Source organism: Pseudomonas sp. GL-R-26, from assembly GCF_019947365.1.
Classification (GTDB): domain Bacteria; phylum Pseudomonadota; class Gammaproteobacteria; order Pseudomonadales; family Pseudomonadaceae; genus Aquipseudomonas.
The window spans coordinates 552,130-567,102 of record NZ_JAGYGI010000001.1 but is presented as its reverse complement, the minus strand read 5'-3'; the positions used below and the strand labels follow the sequence as shown (position 1 = coordinate 567,102).

The 14,973-nt window shown below is 60.8% G+C and carries 13 protein-coding genes; 7 read left to right on the top strand and 6 right to left on the bottom strand.

Going from position 1 to position 14,973, the window contains the following annotated elements:
- A complete protein-coding gene (locus KGA96_RS02585; RefSeq protein ID WP_046038815.1) occupies positions 1–630 on the bottom strand; it encodes a LysE family translocator in 630 nt (209 codons plus the stop codon).
- Between the two features lie 145 nt (positions 631–775).
- Between KGA96_RS02585 and KGA96_RS02580 the strand changes: the two genes are divergently transcribed.
- Positions 776–1,249: an Lrp/AsnC family transcriptional regulator gene (locus KGA96_RS02580; protein WP_057712676.1), complete on the top strand. Its 474-nt coding sequence runs from the start codon at positions 776–778 to the stop codon at positions 1,247–1,249.
- Positions 1,250–1,361: 112 nt separating this feature from the next.
- On the opposite strand, the gene lpdA is transcribed toward KGA96_RS02580, so the two are convergent.
- Positions 1,362–2,762: a dihydrolipoyl dehydrogenase gene (gene lpdA / locus KGA96_RS02575; RefSeq protein WP_223465177.1), complete on the bottom strand. Its 1,401-nt coding sequence runs from the start codon at positions 2,760–2,762 to the stop codon at positions 1,362–1,364.
- 214 nt (positions 2,763–2,976) lie between these two features.
- Here lpdA and hflK (KGA96_RS02570) point away from each other — a divergent pair, with 214 nt between their 5' ends.
- The 5 genes from hflK (KGA96_RS02570) to cfaB all read left to right on the top strand — a co-directional run bounded on the left by hflK (KGA96_RS02570) (position 2,977) and on the right by cfaB (position 10,337).
- On the top strand, positions 2,977–4,935 hold the full coding sequence (gene hflK / locus KGA96_RS02570) for a protease modulator HflK (RefSeq protein WP_223465178.1): 1,959 nt from the start codon (positions 2,977–2,979) through the stop codon (positions 4,933–4,935).
- The gene (gene hflC, locus KGA96_RS02565; RefSeq protein ID WP_046038821.1) at positions 4,932–5,972 is read left to right on the top strand and encodes a protease modulator HflC; all 1,041 of its coding nucleotides are present in this window, start codon (positions 4,932–4,934) and stop codon (positions 5,970–5,972) included. Before hflK (KGA96_RS02570) ends, hflC begins: the two co-directional genes overlap by 4 nt.
- Positions 5,969–7,027, top strand: a complete 1,059-nt coding sequence (hflK, locus tag KGA96_RS02560) for a protease modulator HflK (RefSeq protein WP_223511502.1) — start codon at positions 5,969–5,971, stop codon at positions 7,025–7,027. The genes hflC and hflK (KGA96_RS02560) overlap by 4 nt, the downstream gene beginning before the upstream one ends.
- A complete protein-coding gene (locus KGA96_RS02555; protein ID WP_223511500.1) occupies positions 7,024–8,934 on the top strand; it encodes a heavy metal translocating P-type ATPase in 1,911 nt (636 codons plus the stop codon). Before hflK (KGA96_RS02560) ends, KGA96_RS02555 begins: the two co-directional genes overlap by 4 nt.
- 218 nt (positions 8,935–9,152) lie before the next feature.
- On the top strand, positions 9,153–10,337 hold the full coding sequence (gene cfaB / locus KGA96_RS02550) for a C17 cyclopropane fatty acid synthase CfaB (protein WP_223455211.1): 1,185 nt from the start codon (positions 9,153–9,155) through the stop codon (positions 10,335–10,337).
- Here cfaB and cls read toward each other — a convergent pair.
- The gene (gene cls, locus KGA96_RS02545; RefSeq protein WP_223511498.1) at positions 10,334–11,773 is read right to left on the bottom strand and encodes a cardiolipin synthase; all 1,440 of its coding nucleotides are present in this window, start codon (positions 11,771–11,773) and stop codon (positions 10,334–10,336) included. The two genes, cfaB and cls, sit on opposite strands and share 4 nt — an antisense overlap.
- 132 nt (positions 11,774–11,905) lie before the next feature.
- Between cls and KGA96_RS02540 the strand changes: the two genes are divergently transcribed.
- A complete protein-coding gene (locus KGA96_RS02540) occupies positions 11,906–12,427 on the top strand; it encodes a DUF3617 domain-containing protein (RefSeq protein ID WP_046038829.1) in 522 nt (173 codons plus the stop codon).
- Between the two features lie 99 nt (positions 12,428–12,526).
- Here the strand turns inward: KGA96_RS02540 and KGA96_RS02535 are convergent, their stop codons facing one another.
- From KGA96_RS02535 to KGA96_RS02525, 3 genes are all read right to left on the bottom strand, one after another.
- Positions 12,527–13,408, bottom strand: a complete 882-nt coding sequence (locus KGA96_RS02535) for a His/Gly/Thr/Pro-type tRNA ligase C-terminal domain-containing protein (protein WP_046038831.1) — start codon at positions 13,406–13,408, stop codon at positions 12,527–12,529.
- Positions 13,409–13,528: 120 nt separating this feature from the next.
- Positions 13,529–14,089 (bottom strand): DapH/DapD/GlmU-related protein, encoded by a 561-nt coding sequence (locus tag KGA96_RS02530; RefSeq protein ID WP_046038833.1) that lies wholly within the window; start codon positions 14,087–14,089, stop codon positions 13,529–13,531.
- Complete coding sequence (locus tag KGA96_RS02525; protein WP_046038835.1) at positions 14,086–14,961, bottom strand: metal ABC transporter substrate-binding protein; 876 nt, start codon at positions 14,959–14,961, stop codon at positions 14,086–14,088. Before KGA96_RS02525 ends, KGA96_RS02530 begins: the two co-directional genes overlap by 4 nt.
- Positions 14,962–14,973: the final 12 nt, after the last annotated feature.

Genomic DNA, 14,973 nt, shown 5'->3' with positions numbered 1-14,973 from the left:
TCAAGCCTGTTGCACAAAGGTCAGCCGCACGGCGAAACCGATCAACAGGCTGCCGAACAACCATTGTTGCAGGCGCTGGGCTGAGGGGCTGCGTTGCAGCCAACGGCCGAGTGCCGCGCCGATCAAAGCGTAGGCGCTGTCGAACAGCAAACCGACGCCGACCAGCACCACGCCCAACGTCGCAAATTGCCCGAGCACCGGCCCGGCCTGTGGGTTGATGAATTGCGGCAGCAGCACCGAGCAGAACAGCAGTGCCTTGGGGTTGAGCAGGTTGGTCAGCAGTCCGCGTCGGATGGCTGTACCCCAGCGCGTTTTTTCGCCGGTTGCGTCGGCGCTGGTGAGGCTTGGCAGCATCGTAGTTCGCAGGCACTGAATGCCGATCCACAGCAGATACGCGGCGCCGGCCAGGCGCACCACGTCGAAGGTCCAGGGCGCCGCCTTGAACAGTGCCGCCAGCCCCAGCGCCGCCAATGCCACATGACAACCCCGGGCGATGCCCAGGCCCACGGCCGTGGCCAGCGCGGCGCTTTTGCCTTGGCGGGCACCGGTCTGCAACAGCAGGATCATGTCGGGCCCCGGCAACAGGTAGACCACTGCCAGTGCCATGAAAAACAGCCAGAGACCTTGCATGTTGCACCCCGTTCGTTGTCGATTTGGTCGTACCAGTCTAGGGCTGGAGGGCGGGGCAGGTGCTTGCGTTGTCAGCTTCTATCGGGTCGTGTATTGGCATAATCTGCCACTTAATCAAGATTGAACCATCAGGATCTGCCAAACCATGAAACTCGACGCCTACGACCGCAAGATTCTCGCCGCGCTGCAACGGGATGGCCGCCTGAGCAACGTGCAACTGGCAGACGAGATCGGCCTGTCGGCATCGCCATGCTTGCGTCGGGTTCGGATGCTTGAAGAGGCGGGGGTGATTCGCGGCTACCAGGCCAATCTTGATCGCGATGAAGTGGGATTGGGGCTGACGGTGTTTGTCGGGGTCAAGGTCGAGCGTCATAACGATGAACAAGCCGAAGCCTTTCGCCTGGCGGTAACGGCATTGCCCGAGGTGATTTCGGCGTTTCTGGTGTCAGGGGAGTCGGATTTTCTGCTGCAGGTGGTGGTGCCGGACTTGCGCGCCTATGACCGGTTTCTCACCGGGCGATTGCTGAAGCTGCCGGGGGTGAGTGACATCCGCAGCAACTTTGCGATTCACACGGTGAAGGCCCCGGGGGTGTTGCCGCTGGAGCATTTACCGCTCTAGACCGAGTCGTCTGCATCGCGAGCAGGCTCGCTCCCACAGGTACAGCGCAAACCTTGTGGGAGCGAGCCTGCTCGCGAATGCGATAGATCTGTCACTCCAAGTCCTTCGGGTCTTACATCTGCGTCGCCATCCCCTCCACATTCATCGCCGCCTGGCGCAAGGCCTCGGAGCGGGTCGGGTGTGGGTGGCAGGTCAGGGCGATGTCTTCGGCCGAGGCGCTGAACTCCATGGCCACGCAGTATTCGCCAATCATTTCACTGACGCTCGGGCCGACCAGATGCACGCCGAGGACTTCGTCCGTGCGCTCATCGGCCAGCACTTTGGCGAAGCCTTCGGTTTCGTGGTTGATCTTCGCCCGGCTGTTGGCGGTGAAGGGAAACTTGCCGACCTTGTACGCCCGGCCTTCCGCCTTGAGTTGCTCTTCGGTCTTGCCGACGCTGGCCAGTTCCGGTTTGGTGTAGACGACACTGGGAATCAGGTTGTAATTGACCTCGCCCGCCTTGCCGACGATCTGCTCGACGCAGGCCATGGCTTCGTCCTCGGCCTTGTGGGCGAGCATGGGACCTGAGGTTACGTCTCCAATCACCCAGACCCCGGCGGCTTCGGTGCGATGTCCTTTATTGGCGAGCATGCCGCGCTTGTCGGTGGCGAGGCCGACGTTCTCCAGGCCCAGGCCCTGTGTATAAGGTCGGCGCCCGATGGCCACCAGCACATAATCGGCTTCCAGCAACTCTGCGGCACCACCAGCGGCAGGCTCGATGCTGAGCTGAACGCCATTGGCGGAGCTGGTGGCGCTGGTCACTTTGGAACTCAATTTGAAACTCAAGCCTTGCTTGCTCAGTGACCGTTGCAGGGTTTTGCCGGCTTCGATGTCCACGCCGGGGCAGATCCGGTCGAGAAACTCGACCACCGTGACCTGCGCCCCAAGGCGTCGCCAGACCGAACCCAGTTCCAAGCCGATCACGCCAGCGCCGATCACCACCAGATGCTTGGGCACCTCGGTCAGTGCCAGGGCGCCGGTGGAGTCGAGGATGCGTTTGTTATCGATGTCTACACCGGGCAGGGGCGTGGGCTCGGAACCGGTGGCGATGATGATGTCCCTGGCGCTCAACTCGGTCATGCCGCCGGCGCTATCGGTCACCGTGACTTTGCCCGGCCCGTCGATATGGCCCCAGCCTTTGATCCAGTCGACCTTGTTCTTGCGGAAAAGAAACTCGATGCCTTTGGTCAGCCCGGTAACGCTTTCATTCTTTTGCTTCATCATCTGGGCGAGGTTGAGGCTGGGTTTGACGTCGATCCCCAGGTTGGCGAATTCCGCACCCATGGCGGCGTCGTACAGTTCGGAGGCATGCAGCAACGCCTTGGAAGGCATGCAGCCAACGTTCAGGCAGGTGCCGCCGAGTGTGGCGCGTCCTTCTACGCAGGCAGCTTTCAGACCCAGTTGTCCGGCGCGGATCGCCGCGTTGTAACCACCGGGGCCTCCGCCGAGTATCACGACGTCATAAGTGCTCATGGATGTACTCCTGGATCGAAAGGGGAAAGGATGGGTAAAAGTAGTTCCTGGATAAAATTACGAACGTAATATGTGCATTGTGCCTCATTTCGGTCAAGGCTTCAGGTAAGCGACAGGATGGGCATCTTTAGATAGCGCGCTTGAATACGGAAATTTCACCATTTTCGTTATATCGTAACGAATTGTCCTGTAAGCGAAGACACTCTGGGGTGGTATGCAAGTCGATCTCGATGTTGATGAAACGCCGTTAGCCGGGTTGCCGCGCTTTCAGCAGGCGTTCATTCAAGGGCGGCGTTTGCGCCAGTTCGCCATCGGCGCGGGCGTATTCGCGACGGTGGGTGTGCTGCTGGCGTTTTTTGCCGGACTGTTTTCGTCGCAAACACTGTGGCCAGCGTTGTTGCTGAACCTGAGCGCGGCGTCTGTGGTGTTGATGGCGGGTTCGCAATCGGCCTGGTGGGTAGCCCAGTGGCGTGCCCGCGCCATGAATCCCGAAGTCCCGGTGGTTGTTGTCGACGAATCTGTCGTGCCTTCGGGGTGGTATGAACGCTTGCTGGACCGGATCGGCCGGCAATCGCAGCACTTGCTCGGGCAAATCGGCGCGCCGACGTTGTGGCTTGGCGGCTGGGCATTATTGGCGGTATTGGGCGTGGAACAGGCCTGGAACCTCACGTTGCCCCCGGCAGCGTTGGGCCTGTCGGCCACTGTCGGGGCAGCGTGCTTCTTGCTGCTGGCGTTCGGCCTGTTGGTGATGGAGCGCCATCTGGCGCAGGAGAACACCACGCAATGGCCCGAAGCCGCTACGTTGGCGCAATTGATCCGTGTGGCGATCATCAGCTTGGTGCTCGGTGCTTTTTGTCTGTTGTTTGCCGATGAAACCTCGGTATGGCCCGTACGCCTGGCGGTGTTGATCGGACTGCTGCCGGGGCTGGTGGCGGCAGAACTGTTACTACGCGCGGTGTTGTCATTGTTCAGCCCGCGCCGCGACCGCCTTGAGCCAGAGCTGTTGGCGCGCAGCTTTATTGCTGACATGCTGCGCTGGCCACCACAGCCATTGCTGGCGTTGCAGCACGAATTGCATAACCGCTTCGGCATCGATCTGCGGCAGATCTGGGCTTTCACTTACATGCGTCGGGCGTTCCTGCCGGTGCTGGCGGTGGTGTCGCTCGTTGGCTGGTCGCTGACCGGCATTCACGAAATTGCCCTGCAAGGGCGTGGCATCTACGAACGATTCGGTAAGCCAGTGGAGGTGTTCGGCCCAGGTTTGCATATGGGTTTGCCTTGGCCTTTGGGCCGGGTGTTGAGTGTCGAGAATGGCGTGGTTCACGAGTTGGCCACCAGTGTTGGCGAAACCACAGCCCCCATTCAGGCCGACCCCGCCGAAGGCCCGGCCCCGGCAATTGCCAATCGCCTGTGGGACGCCAGCCATGTGAACGACAAATCCCAGGTGATCGCCAGCAGCCGAGCCGACAGGCAGAGCTTTCAGATCGTCAACATGGACGTGCGCTTCGTCTATCGCATCGGCCTGAGCGATGAGGCAGCGTTGGCTGCGACCTATAACAGTGCCGATGTGCCGATGTTGATTCGCAGCACCGCCAGCCGAATCCTGGTTCACGACTTCGCCTCGCGTACCCTCGACGGATTGCTTGGCGAGGACAGGGTAGGGCTGGCCGAAGAAATCGGCCGCGCCGTCCAGGCTGACTTGAAAAAACTCGACAGCGGCGTAGAGATTCTCGCCACGGTGGTCGAGGCGATTCACCCGCCGGCTGGTGCAGCCAATGCCTATCACGGCGTGCAAGCGGCGCAGATTGGCGCGCAAGCCTTGATCGCCCGTGAACGCGGCGCCGCCGCCGAGGCCACCAACCAGGCGCAGTTGCAGGCCAGCATCGCCCGCGATCAGGCGACGGCCAGTGCCCGTGAAATAAACGCTGGCGCCCAGGCCGCAGACCTGAAATTCAACGCCGAGCGGAAAGCCTATGCCAGCGCTGGCCAGGCCTTCGTGCTGGAGCAGTATTTCAGTCAGTTGTCCCAGGGTTTGGCCAACGCCAGATTGCTGGTGCTCGATCATCGTCTGGGCGGCAGCAGCAATGCGCCGACCATCGACCTCCGTACTTTCACGCTGCCGGTTGACCCTGCGCCGTCGCGTAAAACCGCTCAGCCAGGAGCTGCCAATTGAGCCAGTCCCATTCCCACGATCACGATGACCACGCCGGCCACGATCACGGCCATGGCGGGCATCACCACCACGGCCATCACCATCATCACGGCGATCCGCAGGAGGCCGGTCCATTCCCATGGCGTCGGATGGGGTGGGCGGCATTGCTGGTGGCATTTGCGGTCGCTGCCGCAAGCCTGGTGCAGGTGCGCTCAGGTGAAGCCACAGTGATCACGCGCTTCGGCAATCCATCGCGAGTCTTGCTGGAGCCGGGACTGGGTTGGCGCTGGCCGGCACCGTTCGAGGCGGCGATCCCGGTGGACCTGCGACTGCGCACCACGTCCAGCGGTTTGCAGGATGTGGGCACGCGGGACGGTTTGCGCATCATCGTTCAGGCCTACGTGGCGTGGCAGGTGCAGGGCGATCCGGACAATGTGCAACGTTTCATGCGCGCGGTGCAGAACCAGCCCGATGAAGCCGCGCGGCAGATTCGCACCTTTGTCGGCTCCGCACTGGAAACCACCGCCAGCAGTTTTGATCTGGCGAGCCTGGTCAATACCGATGCCAGCCAGGTGCGCATTGCCGATTTCGAAGCACAACTGCGCAAGCAAATCGATCAGCAGCTGCTCACCACTTATGGCGTGCGCGTGTTGCAAGTCGGTATCGAACGATTGACGCTGCCTTCGGTGACGCTCACGGCGACGGTCGACCGGATGCGCGCCGAGCGTGAAACCATCGCCACTGAGCGCACGGCCATCGGCAAGCGTGAAGCCGCGCAAATTCGTTCCGCCGCCGAGCGTGATGCGCGAATTGTGCAGGCCGATGCCACGGTGAAAGCGGCGGATATCGAAGCGCAATCGCGCGTGGAAGCAGCGCAGATTTACGGTCGCGCCTACGCGGGATCGCCGCAGCTTTACAACCTGCTGCGCTCGCTCGACACCTTGGGCACGGTGGTAACGCCAGGGACCAAGCTGATTCTGCGCACCGATGCCGCACCGTTCCGGGTGTTGGTTGACGGTCCGCCGAGCCTCGACAACAAATCCGGATCGCAGCCATGAGTTTGGTTCCACGTGGAACAAATGAGTTGAGCAGCCCCTGGATTCAGGCCGGGCGCTTGGCATTTCTGGCCTTGTACGCGGTGACGGTGTTGGCGGCATTGGCGTGGGCGTTTTCCAATGTGCGGCAGATCGATCCGCAGAATCGTGCGGTGGTTTTGCATTTCGGTGCGCTGGATCGCATTCAGAATGCCGGGCTGTTATTGGCCTGGCCGCAACCGTTCGAACAGGTGATTTTGTTGCCGGCGGCGGATCGGGTGATCGAGCGACGAGTGGAAGGTTTGTTGCGCAGTGGTGCCGCAATCCAGGCAGATCGCGTGGCCAGTTTTGCGACACCAATCAGTGATGCATTGGCAGGCTCAGGGTATCTGCTGACCGGTGATGCCGGTGTGGTGCAACTGGATGTGCGGGTTTTCTACAAAGTCACCGAGCCCTATGCGTTCGTGCTTCAAGGCGAACATGTGTTGCCGGCACTGGATCGATTGGTCACCCGCAGCGCTGTGGCACTCACCGCCGCACGGGATTTGGACACCATCCTGGTCGCCCGGCCAGAGCTGATCGGCGCTGACAGTCAGGCGGCTGAAAGACGCGAACGCTTGCGTGGCGATCTGGTGCAGGGCATCAACCAGCGTCTTGCCGAACTCACGGCGACGGGGCAGGGATTGGGGATCGAGGTGGCGCGGGTCGATGTGCAATCAAGTCTGCCAAGCCCGGCGGTCAATGCCTTCAATGCGGTCCTGACAGCCAGTCAGCAGGCCGACAAAGCCGTGGCCAATGCGCGTACCGAAGCCGAAAAGCTGACGCAAACTGCCAACGAGCAAGCCGACAGAACACTACAAGTTGCCCATGCTCAGGCCAGTGAACGACTGGCCAAAGCATCCACCGACACGGCCACTGTGTTGAGCCTGGCCAAGGCACAGCAGCAAGGTACTGACCCGCAAATGCTGCTGCGCATTTATCGCGAGCGGATACCGAAAATCCTCGGCCAGGCCGGCTCCGTCACGACGGTCGACCCCAAAGACGATTCCCGCCTGATCATTCAGGGAGCTGCACAATGACCGCTCAAACCGCCGTCGCACCGAGCCTGTTGTCTTCGGCCGAACAGCTCCGCGCCGCGCGCCAGTTGACCCTGGCCATGCTCGCATTGGGCCTGCTCGCGCTGGGACTGATCTGGCGTTGGCTGGCGCCAGAGCAAACCGGTGTCAGTCAGCTACTGCTGGGCTTTGCCTCGCTGCTGGTTGCCATACCGGTCATGCGCTCGGCCTGGTACAGCCTGCGCTATCCAAGCCTGCACGGCATCACCGATCAATTGATTGCCCTGGCCATGCTGGGTGCCTGGGCCACCGGGGATCTGCTGACGGCGGCCCTGTTGCCGATCATCATGATCTTCGGTCACGTGCTGGAGGAGCGCAGCGTGATCGGTTCCCAGGAGGCGATTCATGCCCTCGGCAAACTGACCCGCAGCCATGCACGCAAGGTTCAGGCGGACGGCTCGATCATCGAAGTCGACAACGGCACGCTCAAGGCTGGCGACTTTGTCGAGGTGCGGGCGGGGGACCGGGTGCCGGCGGATGGTCGGGTGTTATCCGGCCAGGCCAGCCTGGACACCGCCTCCATTACCGGCGAATCGGTACCGATGGAGGCGGGCGTCGGTATGTCGGTGTTTGGTGGCGCGATCAACCTCGACGGTCTGCTGCGAATCGAAGTGACCCGCACCGGCCAGGAATCGACCCTCGGCAAAGTCATCGCCCTGATGCAAAACGCCGAGCGCTCGAAACCGCCGATCACTCGTTTGCTTGAGCGTTACGCGGGCAGCTATATGGTGCTGGTGTTGCTGCTGGCCGCCGTGACCTGGTTCATCACCAACAACGCTCAAGCGATGCTCGCGGTGTTGGTGGCGGCCTGTCCTTGTGCGTTGGTGTTGTCGGCACCGGCCACGGCGATTGCCGGGGTAGCGGTAGCGGCACGCCACGGGATATTGATCCGCAGTTCTGCGTTCCTTGAAGAGTTGGCGGACCTTACTTCGCTGGTGGTCGACAAGACCGGGACGCTGACCTTCGGCACCTTGCGCCTGCAATCCATCGACAGTCCGTTGGAGGATCGCAGCCATGTCCTGAAGCTCGCCGCCAGCCTCGGCTCGGCCAGCAGTCACCCGGTCAGCCGTGCGCTTGCGGGGTTGGTGACCCAGGAGCATTTCCTGCTGCTTTCTGACATTCATGAGCGCCAGGGTTTGGGCGTGGTGGCAATGACCGAGCAGGGCGAAGCGGCGCTCGGCCGGCCGGAGTTGTTTGCGCAACTGGGCATCAGTACAACGGAGGTTCCCGATCATGACGGCCCTATTGCAGGGCTGGCGCTCAACGGTGAATTCCTCGCCTGGTTGTTGTTGGCCGACAGCGTCAAACCCGAGGCGCAATTTGCCTTGGGTGAGTTGCGCGACCTCGGATTGGGTCGCCAGTTGTTGCTCACCGGTGACCGGCACAGCGTTGCGCAAACGCTCGCTCGGGATGTCGGAATCAGTTACGTCGAAGCGCAAGCCCTGCCCGAAGACAAGCTGAACCGTGTGCTCAAGGAAATCGACAGCGGCTTCCGGCCAATGGTGGTCGGCGATGGCATCAACGACTCCCTGGCCCTCAAGGCTGGCGTGGTCGGTGTGGCCATGGGCGCGGGCGGTGCGGACATCGCCCTGGCATCTGCAGACATCGTGCTGATCGGCAGTGATCTGCGCCGCCTCGGCACCTGCGTGCGCCTGAGTCGTCAGTGCCGCCAGACGTTGCAGGTCAATGTGATTATCGGATTGGGCTGGACCTTGGCGATCGTGGCCTTCGCCGCGTTCGGCTGGCTTGGCGCTGCCGGGGCGATGATTGCGGCGCTGCTGCATAATCTCAGCACCTTGTTGGTGTTGGGCAATGCCGGTCGTTTGCTGCGGTTCCAGGAACCGTTGCTCAAGCTCAAGGACGAAACCTGAAGGCGAATGCTCTAAATCGGGTAATCACGGGGCTTAAACTTTTTAGAACTGTGCGCCCGGTTCGTAGTCATTGGAGATGAGGGCACATCATTTTGTGCGTTCGCGGCGGCAGGTGTAGGCGTCGCGAATCATTGAAATCGGCTATTAATTCGATAGCCAGCTATTTTTCAAAGATGGTCTACCCTCTGTTTAGACGTCTGAAACAAGGGGGCTTCTCCATGCTCGCGCATCTTCCACCGGCCTTACAGAATCTGCAATTACCGCTTCGCCTGAGGCTCTGGGATGGTCATGAGCTCAATCTGGGACCGGCGCCCAGCGTCACTATTGTGGTCAAGGACCCACAAATGGTCACCCAGTTTACCCATCCAAGCCTGGACGCCCTCGGTGCTGCTTTTGTCGAAGGCAAACTGGAACTCGAAGGCTCCATCAGCGAAGTGATCCGTGTCTGCGATGAATGGAGCCAGGCGTTGCTGGACGAAAACGACGACAATCAGCCGGTTCGTAGCGCCCACGACAAAGAGACAGACGCCAAGGCGATTTCCTACCACTACGACCTTTCCAACGCTTTCTATCAACTGTGGCTCGACAGCGACATGGCGTATTCCTGCGCTTACTTCGAGACCGGCAGCGAAAGCCTCGAGCAGGCCCAGCAAGCCAAGTTCCGTCATCTGTGCCGCAAGCTGCGCCTGCAGCCCGGCGAATATTTGCTGGATGTGGGTTGCGGGTGGGGCGGATTGGCGCGTTTTGCGGCGCGGGAATTTGGCGCGAGAGTGTTCGGTATCACCCTCAGCAAGGAGCAGTTGGCCCTGGCCCGGGAACGCGTGAAAGCGGAGGGCCTGGAGGACCTGGTAGAACTGCAACTGCTCGACTATCGCGATCTGCCGCAGGATGGCCGTTTCGACAAAGTGGTCAGCGTCGGCATGTTTGAACACGTTGGCCACGCCAACCTGGCCGAATACTGCAATACCTTGTTCGGCGCGGTGAAAGAGGGTGGCCTGGTGATGAACCACGGGATCACCGCCAAATACACTGATGGCCGTCCGGTAGGACGTGGTGCCGGAGATTTCATCGGGAAATATGTGTTCCCCAATGGCGAGCTGCCGCACCTGTCGATGATCTCTGCCGAGATCAGTGAGGCGGGGCTTGAAATCGTCGACGTGGAGAGCTTGCGCCTGCACTACGCTCGCACGCTCGATCACTGGAGCGAACGCCTGGAAGACAACCTCGAAGCGGCCTCCAGACTCGTACCGGAACAAGTCCTGCGCATCTGGCGGCTGTACCTGGCCGGTTGCGCCTACGCGTTCGCCCGGGGCTGGATCAACCTGCACCAGATTCTCGCGGTGAAGGCCCACGCCGATGGCAGTCATGAACTGCCATGGACTCGTGACGATATCTACCTCTAGAGAATCGGCGAAATAAGCCGTGCGACCCGCATGCCGACCTGCTGCAGGCGGTGGGTCTCCCGGCCTTCTCCTTTGGCGATTTCGTGGGCGTTGGCGAAGTCATCGTTGAGCATCTGTTCCACCTCGGTGGCAAAGGCGCTGTCGACGGTCAGCAACATCACTTCGAAATTCAGCCGGAACGAACGGTTGTCCAGGTTGGCGCTGCCGATGGCGCTGATTTCACGGTCGATCAACACCACTTTCTGGTGCAGGAATCCGGGCTCGTAACGGAACACCCGCACACCGGCGCGCACGGCTTCGAAAGCGTAGAGGCTGGAGGCGGCGTAGACGATTCGATGGTCGGGCCGAGACGGCAACAGCAGGCGCACATCCACACCGCGCAGTACCGCCAGGCGCAACGCTGCGAACACGGCTTCATCGGGGATGAAGTACGGGCTGGTGATCCAGACCCGTTCCGTTGCCGCATGGATCGCTTCGACAAAGAACAGAGAACAGGTTTCGTAGGGGTCTGCCGGCCCGCTGGCGAGCAACTGGCACAGCACGCCGTCTTCCGGATAAACCTCGGGCAGGATCAGTGGCGGCAGGGCATGAGCCACCCAGAACCAGTCTTCAGCGAAAGATTCCTGCATGCACGCCACCACTGGTCCGCGCACTTGCACGTGGGTATCGCGCCAAGGGGCCAGGGGCGGTTTCTCGCCCATGTATTCATCACCGACGTTGTGCCCGCCGACGAAGCCGAGAATGCCGTCCACCACCACTATCTTGCGATGGTTGCGGAAGTTCACCTGAAAGCGATTGAACCAGCCACTACGGGGGCCAAAAGCCTTGACCTCGACCCCGCCATCACGCAAGGACTGCACATAGCCGTTGGGCAGGGAGTGGCTGCCGATGCGGTCATACAACAGGTAGATCGCCACGCCTTCGGCGGCTTTCTTCAACAGCAAAGTCTGCAGCCGTTGGCCGAGGCGGTCGTCGTGGACGATGAAAAACTGGATCAGCACGGCTTCTTTCGCCTGGCTGATGGCATCGAAAATGGCGTCGAATGTCGATTGGCCGTTGATCAACAGCCGCGTCTGGTTATTGGCCAGGCAGGGCATGTGTCCAAGCTTGGGCATCGCTCTGAGTGAGGCGTAGGCAGAAGAAGCGCGGGCGGTGAGGGCTTCTTCTACCCAGGGTCGCCAGTTGAGTTCGGAAACAGCCTTGCGCATCTCCTCGTTGGCCTGCCGCCGGGCCTTGATGTAGCCATCAAAGGTGCTGCGGCCGAACATCAAGTACGGAATCAGCGTGAAGTAAGGGATAAAAAACAGCGACAGGGCCCAGGCGATCGAGCCTTGGGCGGTACGGACGGTCAACACGGCGTGTATGGCCGCGATCAAGCCCAGCGAGTGCAACAGGGCGATGGTATAACCGAAAATATGCGGTCCGAAATAATCCATGGGGGCTGCCTTGCTCCTGAAGATTCAGTGCTTAACAGACCATGTTCCGTGCAGAATGTCGCTAATTAATTCGCCCATGAACCGAAGCCAGCGGCTGACGTCTAACGGCCACTACTGATCAGGAGTTACTCGATGAACGTTCGTCTGCTGGGTTTGGCCATGGCACTGGGTTTGGCGCTTCCTGTGGCGGCTCACGCGCAAATGCTGCAACCAGGATTGTGGGAGCTGACCACGAGCAACATGAAGGTCGACGAGCAGAATATGCCGGACCTGCAATTGATCCTCGGTCAACTCCAGAGCCAGATGACCCCTGAGCAGCGTGCATTGCTGGAAAAACAGGGCATCACCGTGGGGGGTAAAGGGATCCGGGCGTGCCTGACCCCGGAACAGGTCAAGACCGACAACATTCCGCTGACCGATCCGCAGTCGGGCTGCAAACAGGAAATTACCGACCGCTCCGGCAATCAGTGGAAATTCCGCTTCAGTTGCCCGAGAGCCCAGGGTGCCGGCGTGGCGACGTTCCTCAGTGATCGCGAGTTCACCACCAAGGTCAACGGGACGTTCAACGCCACCGGCCTTCAGCAGAAGGGCAGCCTTGAATCCCGCGCCGTCTGGCTGGGGCAGGATTGCGGCACTGTGAAGCCAAGAGCTTAAAAAAGCTTCGCGAGCAGGCTCGCTCCCACATTGGTTTTGTGAACACCACAGATCCAGTGTGGGAGCGGGCTTGTTCGCGAAGGCGTCCTTCCAGCCTCCCTAGATCATCCCCGGCCGACTCAACCACTCACACGCAGCCTCGACAGCCATCCGGCCAAAATCCTCCCCCGTGCGACTGCGCACACTGACGAACCCCCCAGCCTGTTCTTTTTCACCAACCACAACCAGGTACGGCACGGTCTGGCTGTGCTGGCGAATCTTGTAGCGGACTTTTTCGTTTCGCAGGTCGGCCTTGGCGCGCACGCCTTTTTGGCGCAAGGATTCGGTCACCGCTTGTGCATAAGTCGCCTGGCGGTCATCCATGCTCACGACAACCACGTGAGGTGGAACGCGCCAGTGTTGCAGTTCCTGATGGCTGGACCAGCAGGTGCCATAGATCCGTTGTTGCACCGTGCCGCTGATGTGATCAAGGGCAAACGCCTGCAAGACTTTTGTGGTGGGGACGTGCGGTCCATGGCTCTGGTACTCGGTGTCCCCCAGACGGTACAGCGGCACTGCTTCGCGCACCGGCCGTCGACGGATCGAGTGATTGGTCGCTGCCAGTGACTGCATGCGCGCTTCGATGAGAGGCAGGTCTGCCGGGGTCAGCGGTTGCTCGACTGTAAACTCGTAAAAGAAACCGTCACCCAATTCCTTTCCCGCACGCATTTGTGCATGAGGGTGGAGTTGCTTGACCGCCATGGCCAGCATCAATGCACAGGAGCGGCGCAGGATCTCCAGGCCGTCCGGCTCCCGGGGGGTGACAATGCTGACCCGGGAATCCGCCTCGATCATGTATTCGCAGTCCACCAGTACACCATTGACTCGGCCCGCTACGGCCGCACTGGCCAGTTCGGCGCCGATACTGGCGGCCACCTCGTGCACGGACAGTGGCTGATCGTATTCACGCAATGAACCATCGGGCAGGGTGATCTGGATCATGGTCGGCGTACTCACGTGCTTCTAACGAGCGTTATCGCATAAACCGTAGGGGCAAACATTAAGACGTTTGTCGTGCCAGGCAATTTGTCCTGACACGATGGCTGTTTTTGGCCACCCGCTTCAGAACTCGTTTTGCAGGGCTTTGTAGCCGCGCACCAGGTCGACGTTGGTGCGCGCCACGTCTTCGGAAAACTCCGAGGCACTGACGCTCACCGGCGGGTATTGCGAGAGGTCGGTGTTGGGGCCGATCCGCGTGGTGGAGGGCACGTAGAAGGCCTCAGGCAGGTCACGACCGTCGACCACAGAGTTGTGCCGCACCACGCAACCGTCACCGACCGCGCAGTTGAACAGCACGCTGTTGAAGCCAATGAACACTCGATTGCCCACGGTGCAGGGGCCATGCACGATCGAGCGGTGGGCGATGGAACTGAACTCGCCAATGGTCACCGCCGCACCGGATTTGGAGTGGATCACCACGCCGTCCTGGATGTTCGAGTTGGCGCCGATGGTGATCGGCTGCATGTCGCCCGAGTCATCGACTTCGTCAGCACGGATCACGGCATAGGGCCCGATGAACACGTTCTCGCCGATCACCACTTTGCCGCAAATGATCGCCGTCTTGTCGACGTAGGCCGACTCGGCAATCAGCGGTAAATCTCCGGAAGGATTCTTGCGGATCATGGCTTGCTCAACGCGTTGTACAGGGTGTTGAGGTTGTACTCGAACAACCCGGTGAAGGTACTGGCCGGACCACTCGCCGCCAAGGCATCGGAGTACAGGGTGCCGCCAATCTGCGCGCCGCTTTCATCCGCGATCTGCTTGAGCAGGCGGGCGTCCTTGATGTTTTCCATGAACACCGCCTTGACCTTGGCCTGACGAATCTGGGTGATCAGTGCAGCCACTTCGGCGGCTGAAGGTTCGCGCTCGGTGGACAGGCCTTGAGGCGCCATGAACTCGATGCCGTAGGCTTGGCCGAGATAACCGAAGGCGTCATGGGAGGTCACGATCTTGCGGTTGCCCGGTGGCAGTGAACCGAGTTTGGCCTTGGCTTCGGCGAGCAAGGCATAGACCTGTTTCAGATACGCCTGGCTGTTGCGCTTATAGTCGGCGGTATTCGCCGGGTCAGCGGCGATCAGCGCCTTGGTGATGTTGGCGATGTACAGCTCGGTGTTCGCCAGGTTATGCCAGGCATGCGGGTCGGGAACGGTTTCGCCGTCTTCATCCAGGCTGCGCGGGATGACGCCGTGGCTCGCGCTGATGACCGGCGCCTTGGTCTCGGTACTCGTCACCAGGCGATCCAGCCAGGGCTCGAAACCCAGGCCGTTCTTAATGATGAGCCTGGCCTTGAGCAGCGCTTTAGCGTCGTCCGGTGTCGGCTCGTAGGTATGGGCATCCGCGTCCGGGCCGACCATGTTGGTGATCTGGATATGATCCTTGCCGACCTGTCGGGTCATGTCGGCAAGGATGCTGAAGCTGGTGACCACCTGAAGTTTTTCGGCGGCAGACAGTGACATCGACACCATCAAGCTGAACAGTACGAGTAAAGCGCGCATCGGGTAACACCT

Bases quoted from the DNA above. Each gene is read 5' to 3' on its own strand.
- KGA96_RS02585 (WP_046038815.1), bottom strand. From the start codon at position 630: ATGCAAGGTCTCTGGCTGTTTTTCATGGCACTGGCAGTGGTCTACCTG.
- KGA96_RS02580 (WP_057712676.1), top strand. From the start codon at position 776: ATGAAACTCGACGCCTACGACCGCAAGATTCTCGCCGCGCTGCAACGG.
- lpdA (WP_223465177.1), bottom strand. From the start codon at position 2,762: ATGAGCACTTATGACGTCGTGATACTCGGCGGAGGCCCCGGTGGTTAC.
- hflK (WP_223465178.1), top strand. From the start codon at position 2,977: ATGCAAGTCGATCTCGATGTTGATGAAACGCCGTTAGCCGGGTTGCCG.
- hflK (WP_223511502.1), top strand. From the start codon at position 5,969: ATGAGTTTGGTTCCACGTGGAACAAATGAGTTGAGCAGCCCCTGGATT.
- KGA96_RS02555 (WP_223511500.1), top strand. From the start codon at position 7,024: ATGACCGCTCAAACCGCCGTCGCACCGAGCCTGTTGTCTTCGGCCGAA.
- cfaB (WP_223455211.1), top strand. From the start codon at position 9,153: ATGCTCGCGCATCTTCCACCGGCCTTACAGAATCTGCAATTACCGCTT.
- cls (WP_223511498.1), bottom strand. From the start codon at position 11,773: ATGGATTATTTCGGACCGCATATTTTCGGTTATACCATCGCCCTGTTG.
- KGA96_RS02540 (WP_046038829.1), top strand. From the start codon at position 11,906: ATGAACGTTCGTCTGCTGGGTTTGGCCATGGCACTGGGTTTGGCGCTT.
- KGA96_RS02535 (WP_046038831.1), bottom strand. From the start codon at position 13,408: ATGATCCAGATCACCCTGCCCGATGGTTCATTGCGTGAATACGATCAG.
- KGA96_RS02530 (WP_046038833.1), bottom strand. From the start codon at position 14,089: ATGATCCGCAAGAATCCTTCCGGAGATTTACCGCTGATTGCCGAGTCG.
- KGA96_RS02525 (WP_046038835.1), bottom strand. From the start codon at position 14,961: ATGCGCGCTTTACTCGTACTGTTCAGCTTGATGGTGTCGATGTCACTG.